The sequence below is a fragment of the Ochrobactrum sp. BTU2 genome (assembly GCF_024539785.1).
In the GTDB taxonomy this organism is placed as follows: Bacteria; Pseudomonadota; Alphaproteobacteria; order Rhizobiales; family Rhizobiaceae; genus Brucella; species Brucella anthropi.
In genome coordinates this window covers 1-12200 of record NZ_JAHWRG010000038.1, presented here as the reverse complement: position 1 = coordinate 12200, position 12200 = coordinate 1, and the positions used below count along the sequence as shown (strand labels likewise).

The window sequence follows — 12200 nt, the reverse complement described above, 5'->3', positions numbered from 1 at the left end:
TCACGCGGAAGCAGTGGAGGGGCTATTTCTGAGTACGGTCGACAATCCTCGTGGCGCTTGTTTGAGTCCTATCGGTGCATTTCTGGGACAGCAGGCGAGGGCATTAGCTACATACCCCCTAGTGTAGGGCAATATTTTCTGATCAGGTGATACCTTTTAATCCGTTCAATGCTGATGGAATCGTGACTCGATTGCGGTGAATAGGACCGGTCAGTGTGCACTACTGATCGGGAGTTTCTATTTATCCGTGCTGCGTGAACTTTCTCGCGCAATAAGAGTTATGTTTTCAGGAGGAGAAAGAATGAGCTGGTGGTTTATCGGAACGATAGTGGTGGCGCTACTCGCCTTGATCGGCTTTATGATTTGGGTAGAGAAAAACCGTGAATAACGGCAGCGAACTGCTTCATAGAAAGGCTCAGCGATCGTTGCGTTGCGGGTCCAGGCAGGTTACCGCTCGACACCTCGCATTGCGTTCTAGGATGTCATCCAGCATTAGCCCGTTTTTCGCTGCACCGGCGCGCCTCCACAGCATTTCAGAAATATCTGAAGATGACCAGAAAAAGCCAAATATTTTCAAAGACTAAGAGATCTGTTACACCCACATACACCCACATTGACGTTGCTGGCCCCGGCTACGAGGGCATTAAAGGCTTGCTCTTTATTGCGCTCAATCGTCCAAGCAAACTGGTGATCGCACATGTCTTTCGCAAGGTCACAGAATTCTCGTTCTAGTTCTCGGCGGTCTGTTGTCCACGCCTCAAGCATCTCAATTCCTCAGGCTGGCGCAGCGGCTCATCGGAAAGCCAGATTCTTTGAACCTTTTCCGATGCTTTCGGTTAATTTTATCGACCCCGCTTTTCGTTGTTGTCGCGCTTCAGTTGGGCAGCCTGCAGTCGTTCTGTTTTAGCATCCACCACAGCTTTTTCGTTCGTAAGAATAGCCTTCGCGACCCTGTCCGTGATCGCGTTTTTGGCTTCTATACGCAATTATGGAATCTTGAAAAGCGTCTCTTTGGTTAACGAGAGGGGCTTCTCTTCAATCATAGTAGTAACGCTGTTCCCATAAATGGAGCGGAGCAGCTGAAAGTTCGTATCGAATGAAAAAACCCCTATGTTCGGCAGAAATCTTAGCAAATTGAGCCGCGCGTAATATCGCGTCTTAAATCTTTTCCGGAATCTTGACTGGCAATCAAACGCCAGCTTTGCCTCGCTTGTCTACGTCTGAGACTTTAAGTAATGGATGGAAATTTTACTCCGAACTATAGTCTAGTTTAATGAAAGGGCGCCTTACTTAGCGACTGAAGCTGTAATCTCGATCTCCACTTTCGCACCGCGTGCAGGGATCTGGCAGATTAGGAACGTACTGGTCGGCCGAATGTCTTTGAACACTTCCCCAAGCACTGGCGTTACAGCATCGGCGGCCTCAAAATCTGTAACATACACTCGGCTTGCTACGGCATCGGCGAGGCTCGCCCCTGCTTTCTTCAACACGTTGTCGATATCTGCGAGCGCGTTACGGGCCTGTTGCGCTGCATCAGGGGGAAATATGCCTGTTGTTTTATCGCGGCCAGTGGTCCCCGAAACATAAATTGTGCTTCCATCAATAACCGCTTTGGCATATCCGGCGATTGCCTCCGAAGGGACTCCAGAAAAAATTCTCTGTGCCATTTTTCCGTCTCCTTGTCTTTGATAGTTGATCGTGTTGGGTGGGCGTTACACTATTTGAGATCTACCGATGATGGTTAGAACCGGTCCGGTGATAGGCCCGATATATCCACTGAAGACGAGTGTCCTTGTGCGAGTTCAGCCATGACTTTACCAGCCATTGGCCCTAGGCCAAAACCGTGTCCACTGAAACCCGTGGCCACTAGAAGTCCATTGACGCCGTCCACATGGCCCATAACTGGGATCACATCAGGAAGTGTGTCGATGATGCCAGCCCATACCGCTTCGATTTCGAGATCAGCGATCGCCGGCAGGAAGCGGCTTAATTCATCCTGCGCCTGCTGCACGCGATAATGTGCAGGTTCAACCGCCTCGCTTGTCGGTGCAATATCTGCAATTGGCACCAACGGTCGCGAGGGCGCAAACCTTTGCAGAGGGCCAAGGTAATTGATGCGGGCCGCGTCAGGATTGTTTTTATGTGTTTCTTTATAGTGACGCATGGTGCGCCAGGAATCGAAGCGTACGTCATATTCCCCGCCCGCCACTGAAAAAACGAATGCTCCACGTGCGTCTTGCCGAATGCCTGTCAGTGGGAGTGAAATGCAGGGATTGACGGTGAGATCTGCGGCCGGGACCGTTCGTGCCACGGTTGCGCGTATTCTTTCTTGCGGGAGAATGTACCCAACCGCGCGCAACAGCTTGGAGCTTTCGGTGCCCGCAGCGCACAGCACCTGATCTGCGCGATAATGCCTGCGGCCAATCCAGACCCCGTGCACATGACCAGCCTGAATATCCACTCGTGTCACACGCGCGCCAAGGATAACGGAAACACCGGCTTCAATCGCCGCTTCAAACATGGCTCGCGTTGCTCGGCTCGGTTCGGCACGCCCGTCTGATGCGGTAAACATGGCCCCGCGCACTTTAGCATCGTCTGCGATAAGCGGAAGCTTTTCGCGAATTTGCGCTTGTGTGAGCAGAACCGTGTCCAACCCAAACTGTGTGGCTTTGGATTGCCAGTTGGCTTGGTTGGCAAGGTCACCGTCACTGGTGGCAAGGACCACGTTGCCGCCACGAAGCCAGCCCACTTTACGGCCCAGATCCTGCTCCAGCCCTTCCCACAGGTTGAGAGAAGCCATAGCCAGCGGAAGCTCGCGAAAGTCACGGCCCTGCTGACGTACAAAGCCAAGATTTCGGCCGGATTGTCTGGATCCCGGTGTATCACGCTCGACAATCAGCACACGCAAGCCTGATCGTGCGGCATAAAGAGCCGTTGAACATCCGACTATACCGCCGCCAACGATGATCAGGTCCCATTTGTCCGAAGAATGCGCCTTGTGCGGAACAGTCATCTAGTGAACCTTGGAAAGGAAAGAGCGGGTTCGCTCAAACGCGGGATTATCCAATATTTCCGCCGGAGCGCCACATTCGACAATCTGGCCCGCCTGCATGAATGCAATCCGATTGCAGACATCGCGTGCAAACGACATTTCGTGCGTCACCACCATCATTGTCAGGCCATCTGCTGCCAGCGACCGCATGACGTCCAGCACTTCCCCCACCAGTTCGGGATCAAGTGCACTGGTCGGTTCATCGAAAAGCAGGACCTTGGGCTTCATTGCCAAGGCGCGTGCAATGGCAACGCGTTGCTGCTGACCTCCAGATAACATACGGGGATAATGGTTTAATTTATCGGCCAACCCCACGCGAGCCAACAGTTCGAAGGCCTTTTTCTCGGCCTCGCGTTTTGGAACTCCCAGCACATGGACGGGCGCTTCTATAACGTTTTCGAGTGCTGTTTTATGGCCAAAGAGGTTGAAGTTCTGAAACACCATGCCGATCCGGGCACGTTGGCATGCAATCAGCTTTTCTGGTAGTTCGTGCGCAAAATTGCCTTCGCGCCGGTAGCCGATTAACTCGCCGTCCACCGTAATACTACCTTGCTCGATGCGCTCCAGATGATTCACGCAGCGCAGCAGCGTCGACTTTCCTGACCCCGACGGGCCGATCAGACTGATCACCTCACCAGCGGCCACTTCAAGGTTGATGTTACTGAGAACAGTCATGCTGCCGTAATTTTTCGATACCCGGTCAAAGACAATCATCGGATCAGACATATTATTGAGCTTTCTGACGAAACAGACGACGGGTTGGGCGGAGTGGGGAGTTATGGGTCTGCTGATTGGAGCGACCAAAATGCCCCTCAATGCGAACCTGCGCAGCACTCAAGATGGTCGTTGCCGCCAGATACCAAATGCACGCCACGATCAACAAAGGGATAGTCTGAAAATTGCGTGAATAGATCGTTTGTGCTGAATAGAGCAGGTCAGCCAACGATATCACACTCACCAGAGAGGATGTTTTCAGCATTCCAATCGTTTGATTGCCGGTCGGAGGGATGATCACTGGCATCGCCTGCGGCAGTATAATGCGCCACAAAGCCTTTCCGTTGGTCATACCAAGTGATTTTGCCGCTTGTTTTTGACCGGGTTCCACCGACATCAAGCCGCTCCGAATGATTTCGGACATATATGCGCCTTCATTCAAACCCAGACCAAGGACGGCAGCCGTTACCGGCGATATCAATGAATTGGTGGGAACCGAAATCCACCACGATGTGAAAGGCAGCCCGATTGACATTTCGGGAAAGAGGGCGCCGAGGTTGTACCAGAAGATCAATTGTACCAGGACGGGGGTTCCACGAAAAAACCAGATATAGGCATTGGCTACATTCGAAATAACGATATTGTTGGACATTGCCATAATGGCCAAAATCGTTCCCAGAACAACTCCAATAGCCATGGTGACTACCGTCAACCATAGCGTGAGATACAGCCCCCACAGGATACGGCTGTCGAAAAGATATTCTCCAACTACATTCCATCCAAAATTAGGATTAGCCGCAATCATCTTGACGCAATAAAGTATGAAGATGATAAGCAGCGTTGCAGCAATCCGCGTCTTCCAGGCGCTGGACGGGACATATGTTAACATGGGCCGGTCAGGTGAAGGCGAGGGGGCGAAAGTTGAATCATCCGACATGGTGGCTGTCTCTCAATCGTATTCGCATTGATGCGGCCGATGAGCCCGATCATCAGTTATGTCACCGGCCGAGATTGCTATTTTGAAGTTGGGATCGTGGCCAGATTTATACCAGGCTCGTGTTCCATCGCCATTGGCGAGACAGTCCAATTCGCGTAAATTTTGTCGTAATCGCCGCTGGCCTTGACTTCCTTGAGAGCTGCAAGCAGTGCTTCGCCGAGATCCGCTTCATTCTTGCGAAATGCGATGCCACTGGGCATTCTTGGCAAAATCTGCATGGGAATGACTTTGACGGGATGCGGTGCCGACTTCTGAATTTCTCCGGCAAGGGCCGCAGAGGTCAAAACGAAGTCGCTGCGACCGGAATAAACCGACAGCAATGTCGCTTCGGATGTGCCGAATTCAGAAACGCTAGGTTTTTCCTTACCGGCTGCAACGCAGGCTTCGCCGATTTCCTTCGTAATCATATCGACCCATTCGGTGCCGCTTTGCGCAGAACCTTTCAGCCCGCAAAGGCCGAGATGGTCGTTTATATCAGCGCCTTTTTGCTCAAGGACATAAGCTGATGATGTCGTGTAGCCGTAATCAACGAAACTAACAACTTTCTGTCGTTCGGCATTGTCGGTGATGCCTTCCATCGCAATATCCCAACGTCCGGATTGGACACCGGGGATGAGGGAATCGAAGGAAACCGATGTAACATCGACTTTGACGTTGAGACGGGCGGCGATCGCGTTCCAGAGATCGACTTCAAAGCCGACCATTTCGCCAGCGTCGTTCATAGACTGGAAGGGCGGATATTTCGCGTCAGTAACTAGCTTGATGACACCGGCTTCGCGATATTTCTGTGGCAGGCTTTCCGCTGCGGTTTGCGCACTGACAGAGCCTGTTATCATGAGAAGGCTAATTACCGCCCCGATGGTAAGCACCATTGCATTTTTGGAGCGCTTTGTTTTTACAACACGCATTTTTTAGTTCCCCTTTGGCCGTGATTGTTTTCGAGCCACCCGGCCTCAAATGGCTCGCTTTTCTAGGCTTTGTTCTGGCGTTCCTTCTCAGCCGATCACGAACGGATTTGCTATCTCCTCTGCGGTGGATAACCACACGGCTTTGGTTTGTAGGAATTCTTTAATTCCTTCTATTCCGTTTTCGCGCCCTATTCCGCTCTTTTTATAGCCGCCAAACGGCGTGGTATAGGACACATCGCGATATGTGTTTACCCAGACACTGCCCGCTTCCAGGCTTTCTGACATAAGGATGGCGCGACGCATATCCGACGTCCAGACGCCAGCGGCCAATCCGAATTCGCTGTCATTGGCGATGGCTACAGCTTCTTCAGGCTCATCGAATGGGATGGCAGCTAAAACAGGTCCAAAGACCTCTTCACGGGCAATACGCATATCATTGTTCACGCCAGCGAAAATTGTTGGTTCAACGAAATAGCCTGCCGCACATTCATCCAGATCAGGCCGTTTGCCACCGAGGATGAGTTCTGCACCTTCCTGCCGGGCGATATCGATATAGCCCAGCACTTTCTCATACTGCATGGCATTGGCGATGGGACCGATGCGGGTCTCGAGGTGTTTGGGATCGCCAATGCGCGCCGTTTTGGTGAAGGCCGTCAGTTTTTCCAGAAATTCATCATGAATTCTGCGCTGCAACAACAAGCGCGAACCCGCGATACAGGTCTGACCGACTGCGCCGAAGATGCCGCCGACGACGCCGCGTACGGCATTATCAAGATTGGCGTCCTCAAAAATAATATTGGGCGATTTGCCACCAAGTTCGAGGCTAACCCGCTTGATGTCTTTGGCGGCCAGCGCATAAAGATGTGCGCCTGTGCGCGTCGATCCCGTAAAGCCAACGTGGCGGGTGAGGGGGTGGGTTACCAACGGTTCACCGACTTCAGGCCCATAACCCGTCACGACATTGATCACACCTGCGGGGAAGCCAGCCTTTTCGACCAGTTCCATCAATTTGATAGCGGTAGCGGAGGTATATTCGGCCGGTTTCATCACGAGCGTACAACCGGCTGCCAGGGCGGGAGCAGCCTTGAGTGAAAAAAGAAACAGGGGTGCGTTCCACGGCACGATGCCGACACAGACGCCAAGTGGTTCGTGCCGCGAGAAGCTCAGGGCCTTCTTATCGCAGGGGTGCACCGCACCTTCGATCTTGTCCGCAAGCCCGGCATAATAGTGATACCAGCGCGGAATATAGCGAATTTGATGGCGCATTTCGGCGAGAAGGCGACCATTATCGCGCACTTCGATCTCAGCCAGCTCATCTGCATTCTGTTCGATGAGGTCGGCGAAGCGCTGTATAATGCGGCCACGCTCGCTGGGATGCAACTTTCTCCACGGGCCTTTGGTAAAGGCATTATGCGCTGCTTGAATGGCTCTGTCAGCGTCTTCGGCATTGCCGCGAGGCACCAGAGCCCACGGCATGGCCGTAAACGGATCAATGGTCTCGATATATTGGCCCGATGACGGCTCTACCCATTCACCGTTGATGTACATAGCAAGTTTTTGCAGGTCGTGGGTCGACATTGCCCCTCCTCTTGGCGAGCCTTTGTGCGGGAAGCATGGCTTCCTTTCGCGGTGCGCGGCCCGGAATTATTCATTTCAATGCACTAAAGATATCGTTACCTATGCAAAATGATATTACTTTAAAAGTCAACAGTAAAAGTGATGAAGTCGAAATTGCGCTAAAATCGCGGTAAAACCGCAGAATAATCGAGATAATGCTGGCGTAAACGATTCTTGTCCGAAAAATCGATAGCATTTTTAAATTTACGCACTTGATTATGATATCATAATGGTTGAAGTTTACTATCACATTGACCTTTTTAAGAGCGACTATCGTGAACACTGACCAGCATCTCTACAAAAAAATCAAAAGTGAAATCGATCGTCGCGTTGAGACGGAAGAATGGCCTGCGAATTTTCAGATCCCTTCGGAAGGTGATCTGGCAGCAGAGTTTGATGTTTCACAACTGACCGTGCGCCGTGCGTTGCGCGAGCTGCAAACGGCAGGTGTGTTAATCCGCGTGCAGGGACGGGGCACGTTTGTGCTGGGGCCGCGCATTCAGTGCGCCGTGTTCGACCTTCCCAATATCAGCGACGAGATCGCCAGCTCTGGCGGCGCGCACACCTGTCAGGTTCTGGTTCACACAACCCTTGCGCAGGACAATCCTGCGCGCAACATTTTGCAATTGTCCGCAGATGGGGTGGTTTATTACAGCCGGTTTCTTCATCTGGAAGATGGCACGCCCATTCAGCTTGAAGAGCGCTATGTCAACGCCGCAGAAGCTCCGGGATATCTGGATCAGACGTTTTCAGCGCAAGGCCCTGAAGCATGGTTTCGGCGCGAAACGGTGGTCACAACAGTTGATAATGCCATTCGTGCCATTCGCGCTGAAGACGACATACGCCAGCTTTTGCAGATCGATACCAACCAGCCCTGTCTGCTTCTGGACCGTTCTACCTGGCGCGACGGGATTCCGGTCACGCGCAGCCGTTTTATCTATCCCGGAGACCGTTATCGGCTGCGTTCCGCGCACGACGCGCGCACCACCCGTATCGCATTAACACCCAATTTGGGCACTGTCCGCTGAATCCTAGAACGGAGTTTGAGATGAGAGATTTTATCAATAAGCTTGAAGAGCGCGGCGATCTGCTGGTGGTTGATCGCGAGATTGACCCTGCGCATGAACTTGCAGCCGTCACGCAGCTTGCGCAGAAAAAATGGGCGAAGCCCGTGATGTTTACCAACGTAAAAGGCACACGGTTTCCCGTTGTCAGCAATGTCTACAGCACGCGCGACAGAATTGCCGAAGTGATCGGCATTGACGCTAAGGATTTTTGCACCCAGTGGAGCCGTCTCGCATCTCTTGGCACGTCAGAGATGAAAGAGCCGCTAAAGCTTGCCGAGGACAGCGAGCTTCCCGAATATGAAGAAGTCAAACTGTCCGATCTACCACTGATCACCTATTCTGACCGCGACGGCGCGCCCTATTTCACCTCTGCAATGTTTATCGCCAAAGATCCGGAAACCGGCGTTGGTAATTTGTCTTATCATCGCTCGATGTTTATCAGCGATAACGAGCTGCGCTGTCGCTTGGCACCTCGCCATCATCTGACGATCTATCATGAGAAGGCGGAAAAACTGGGCAAACCGCTCGAAGCGGCCATGTTGATTGGTACGCCTTCGCATGCATTTCTAACCGCAGCAGCGCCACTGCCTTATGATGTCGACGAATTGGAAGTGGCGGCGCGGTTGCGTGGACGACCGATTTCCATGCGCAAATGCAACCATATCGATCTTGAAGTTCCCGCAGAAACCGAAGTGGTGATCGAAGGTCGCTTTCTTCCCAATGAACGCCGCGCTGAAGGGCCTTTTGGCGAGTTTATGGGCTATTACGTTCCTGTCGGACCGAATGCGGTTTTCGAAGTGCTGGGCGTCACCGTGCGTAAAGACGCAATGTTCCATTCGATATTGTGTGGTTCACCTGAAGAAGTACTCACACTCGAATTATCGGTTTCCGCGAATATCTATCAGCGCCTGAGTGCAGCGCTTCCCGGTATCGTCAATGTAACCTGCCAGCCATTCGTCAATCACGCCATCATTCAGATCGAGCCGCAGTTCGAGGGACATGCGCGTCAGGTCATGCTGGCGGCTATCGGCGCGGAACCCATATGGTCAAAGCAGATCACGGTGGTGGATACCGACGTGAATATCTACGACATGGATGATGTTCAATGGGCCATTCTAACGCGGTGTCGCCCAGACAAGGACATGCTGATCATCCCGGATACACCATCATTTTATCGAGATGAACAGAAGGACCATTGGGGCAGGCTGCTCGTGGATGCGACCAAGCCATGGGGGCGTGAACAGGAGTTTGAACGTAAGCGATTGCGACTTGGCGACAGTGTCAAGGCCAGCGACTGGTTCGAGGGAGCTTAATTGATGAGCGTTCAACGTCTGGTGATAGGAATTTCTGGCGCTTCGGGTGCAGCTTATGGGCTCAAAGCATTGGAACTGGCGCGATCCGTAGGCGTTGAAACACATCTTGTCGTTTCGCGCGCAGCACTTCTCACCCTCCATCAGGAGCTTGGCATACAAAAATCAGAGCTGTCGCATCGCGCCGATGTTGTTCATTCGGCCGCTGACGTCGGTGCTTCGATAGCATCGGGATCGTTCAGGGCGATGGGTATGCTGGTTGCTCCGTGCTCGGTCAAAACCATGTCCGAGATAGCGTCGGGGGTGACGTCGACACTCATGAGCAGGGCAGCCGATGTGGTTTTGAAAGAACGGCGTCGACTGGTTCTCATGGTGCGGGAAACGCCGCTGCATCTCGGGCATTTGAAAACGATGACAGCGCTCACTGAAATGGGGGCGATCATCATGCCACCCGTTCCAGCCTTTTATTCGCATCCCGCAAGCATTGATGAGATGGTCTGCCATTCAGTGGGTCGCGCTCTTGATCTGTTCGGTATTGAAACCGGCACTGTCAAACGTTGGGATGGGCTGAAATCTGGATCTTAAAGGCAGAGGAACAAGCGAGTGAACGATATAGAACGTCATTCAGCACTTTGGAGCTTTATGCTTCAACTCTATGCCAAGCCCGGAATTCCGGCTGCCTTGCTGAGCTTGCAAGACAATTATGCCATTGATGTGCCGTTTTATCTGGCGGTTCTGCACGCGGTAACAACAGACCGATATGTCACGGCAAAAGCGCTCAGCGCTCTATACGCCGAAATACAAGAATGGCGGGAAGAGGTCGTAATCCCGCTGAGAATTGTCCGAAAGACGCTGAAGGTGCATGCGTGGGCGACAAGTTTTGAAAATACGGGTGCCTTCCGCGAGACTATCAAAAGTGCTGAGTTAAACGCCGAAAGAATTGAAGTTGATGTTTTGGAAAAACTGATCCCAATCTATTTCAGCGTGGATTCCATTGATGACAAACCAAATATTTTAGCGGTTTCGCTGATGTTCTTGAATGTCTTCGGCTTTCCGGCGCTGGACCAACTTCCGGCAGACGCTGAATTTGTAGCCAGAACATTAGCAAGCAATCATTAGGGGTGAAACCCATGATTCATGCAATGTGTAATCACGCAAGTGGACTTGACCCAGCCCGACTATGAATGTGATTATGCGCTATTAATAACATCATTTGTTGTGAGATATGAACAGTTCAGACCAACCATTATATGCTCAAATAAAAAGCGCTATCGACAAAAAGATCGAAACAGCAGAATGGCCGGCAAACTTTCAGGTGCCTTCAGAAGATGACCTTGCGGGAACCTTCAGTGCATCTCGCCTGACAGTGCGCCGGGCATTGCGGGAATTGCAGGCTGACGGGGTTCTGTTGCGCATTCAGGGACGCGGAACATTTGTCATTGGCCCGCGGATGCAATGCGCGATTTTCAATTTGCCAGACGCTTCAGAGGAAGTGATCCTGTCGGGCGGCGCGCATAGCAGCCGTGTTTTGCAGCACGAGGTTTTGAGTGCGGACAACCCGCGGCGGAATATGTTGCAGAGCTCGCCCGAAAACGACGTCTTCTATTCCAAGCTTTTGCACCTCGAAGATGGAACACCGATCCAAATCGAAGAGCGATATGTGAATAGCGCTGAAGCGCCCGATTATCTCGAGCAGGACTTCACCCTGATTACCCCGAATTTCTGGCTGTTGCGTAACACGATTGTCACGACAGTCGACAATACAATCCGTGCTATACGCGCGGATGAAGACATTCGCGAAAATCTGCAGATTGATATCAGTCAGCCTTGTTTGCTTGTAGATAGGCAGACATGGCGCGATGGGATCCCTGTCACTCGAAGCCGATTCACATATCCGGGAGATCGTTACCGTCTGCGTTCTTCGCACGAGGCACGCGCTACCCGAGTGACTTCTTCGAGTCTGAGTAAATGATCAGGCTAACGACGCTTTAAAATCGGGCATCGCCGATCCCGGTTTACTGGCTGGTTCGAATTGACGGGATTGTCGCAAATAGTCTGACAAATTAAGACACAATTTGCTTGGCGAATACGGTGTTGACTGGCGGTCTGCAATTACAACCGTCTCAAGCTTTCGGGTTGAAGCACGGCTATTCTTGACTCTACGTCAAAATCCTCGGGAAAGCTGGTAAAACGGATCAGTTCGTGTCAGCAATTTGGCCCGGCTTCAAATCCCCCAGTTCATGCCCGCTTTAAAGGAACGAATGATTCTGACTGGCTATCAAAACTGCCGGCTCGCGCCCGGTGGACGGCCAGTAACACGCTTGAATGCGCGGCTGAAAGCCGCTTGAGACGTATAACCAAGCTTATGCGCTACAGTGTCAATCGCCAGCCTGTCCCGGTTTAGCCATTGGCTAGCAAGCCGCATCCGAAGTTCGGAAGCATAGCGAAGCGGCGGAATGGCACTGTTACCTTAACCTAAGTGTAAACATCAGTTGCGATAACGGGTGATGACCGAACCTCGTTCTTCGCTTTACC

General features: G+C 52.1%; 11 protein-coding genes and 1 pseudogene. 5 read left to right on the top strand and 7 right to left on the bottom strand.

Features of this window, described 5'->3' with window-relative positions; genetic code table 11:
* Positions 1 to 1286: 1286 nt before the first annotated feature.
* From KWJ32_RS27100 to KWJ32_RS27075, 6 genes are all read right to left on the bottom strand, one after another.
* Positions 1287 to 1667 (bottom strand): RidA family protein, encoded by a 381-nt coding sequence (locus tag KWJ32_RS27100; protein WP_011983068.1) that lies wholly within the window; start codon positions 1665 to 1667, stop codon positions 1287 to 1289.
* 74 nt (positions 1668 to 1741) lie between these two features.
* Positions 1742 to 3013: an FAD-binding oxidoreductase gene (locus KWJ32_RS27095; protein ID WP_011983069.1), complete on the bottom strand. Its 1272-nt coding sequence runs from the start codon at positions 3011 to 3013 to the stop codon at positions 1742 to 1744.
* On the bottom strand, positions 3014 to 3778 hold the full coding sequence (locus tag KWJ32_RS27090) for an amino acid ABC transporter ATP-binding protein (protein ID WP_011983070.1): 765 nt from the start codon (positions 3776 to 3778) through the stop codon (positions 3014 to 3016).
* Position 3779: 1 nt separating this feature from the next.
* Positions 3780 to 4703, bottom strand: a complete 924-nt coding sequence (locus KWJ32_RS27085) for an amino acid ABC transporter permease (protein WP_151610679.1) — start codon at positions 4701 to 4703, stop codon at positions 3780 to 3782.
* A gap of 77 nt (positions 4704 to 4780) precedes the next feature.
* On the bottom strand, positions 4781 to 5635 hold the full coding sequence (locus KWJ32_RS27080; protein ID WP_308669825.1) for an ABC transporter substrate-binding protein: 855 nt from the start codon (positions 5633 to 5635) through the stop codon (positions 4781 to 4783).
* Between the two features lie 123 nt (positions 5636 to 5758).
* Positions 5759 to 7249 (bottom strand): aldehyde dehydrogenase, encoded by a 1491-nt coding sequence (locus KWJ32_RS27075; RefSeq protein WP_151610681.1) that lies wholly within the window; start codon positions 7247 to 7249, stop codon positions 5759 to 5761.
* Positions 7250 to 7560: 311 nt separating this feature from the next.
* Between KWJ32_RS27075 and KWJ32_RS27070 the strand changes: the two genes are divergently transcribed.
* The 5 genes from KWJ32_RS27070 (at position 7561) to KWJ32_RS27050 (ending at position 11637) form a co-directional block, all read left to right on the top strand.
* Positions 7561 to 8316 (top strand): UTRA domain-containing protein, encoded by a 756-nt coding sequence (locus KWJ32_RS27070; RefSeq protein WP_151610685.1) that lies wholly within the window; start codon positions 7561 to 7563, stop codon positions 8314 to 8316.
* Between the two features lie 20 nt (positions 8317 to 8336).
* A complete protein-coding gene (locus KWJ32_RS27065) occupies positions 8337 to 9668 on the top strand; it encodes a UbiD family decarboxylase (RefSeq protein ID WP_151610682.1) in 1332 nt (443 codons plus the stop codon).
* A gap of 3 nt (positions 9669 to 9671) precedes the next feature.
* A complete protein-coding gene (locus KWJ32_RS27060) occupies positions 9672 to 10250 on the top strand; it encodes a UbiX family flavin prenyltransferase (RefSeq protein WP_151610683.1) in 579 nt (192 codons plus the stop codon).
* Between the two features lie 18 nt (positions 10251 to 10268).
* Entirely contained in the window at positions 10269 to 10784 is a 516-nt protein-coding gene (locus KWJ32_RS27055; RefSeq protein ID WP_151610684.1) for a TIGR02444 family protein, read from the top strand.
* Positions 10785 to 10890: 106 nt separating this feature from the next.
* A complete protein-coding gene (locus tag KWJ32_RS27050) occupies positions 10891 to 11637 on the top strand; it encodes a UTRA domain-containing protein (RefSeq protein WP_011983078.1) in 747 nt (248 codons plus the stop codon).
* A 306-nt stretch (positions 11638 to 11943) separates the two neighbouring features.
* On the opposite strand, the pseudogene KWJ32_RS27045 reads toward KWJ32_RS27050, so the two are convergent.
* A pseudogene (locus KWJ32_RS27045) lies at positions 11944 to 12117 on the bottom strand (AraC family transcriptional regulator); the annotation flags it as partial.
* Between the last annotated feature and the right edge of the window lie 83 nt (positions 12118 to 12200).

Bases quoted from the DNA above. Each gene is read 5' to 3' on its own strand.
- KWJ32_RS27100 (WP_011983068.1), bottom strand. From the start codon at position 1,667: ATGGCACAGAGAATTTTTTCTGGAGTCCCTTCGGAGGCAATCGCCGGA.
- KWJ32_RS27095 (WP_011983069.1), bottom strand. From the start codon at position 3,013: ATGACTGTTCCGCACAAGGCGCATTCTTCGGACAAATGGGACCTGATC.
- KWJ32_RS27090 (WP_011983070.1), bottom strand. From the start codon at position 3,778: ATGTCTGATCCGATGATTGTCTTTGACCGGGTATCGAAAAATTACGGC.
- KWJ32_RS27085 (WP_151610679.1), bottom strand. From the start codon at position 4,703: ATGTCGGATGATTCAACTTTCGCCCCCTCGCCTTCACCTGACCGGCCC.
- KWJ32_RS27080 (WP_308669825.1), bottom strand. From the start codon at position 5,635: ATGGTGCTTACCATCGGGGCGGTAATTAGCCTTCTCATGATAACAGGC.
- KWJ32_RS27075 (WP_151610681.1), bottom strand. From the start codon at position 7,249: ATGTCGACCCACGACCTGCAAAAACTTGCTATGTACATCAACGGTGAA.
- KWJ32_RS27065 (WP_151610682.1), top strand. From the start codon at position 8,337: ATGAGAGATTTTATCAATAAGCTTGAAGAGCGCGGCGATCTGCTGGTG.
- KWJ32_RS27060 (WP_151610683.1), top strand. From the start codon at position 9,672: ATGAGCGTTCAACGTCTGGTGATAGGAATTTCTGGCGCTTCGGGTGCA.
- KWJ32_RS27050 (WP_011983078.1), top strand. From the start codon at position 10,891: ATGAACAGTTCAGACCAACCATTATATGCTCAAATAAAAAGCGCTATC.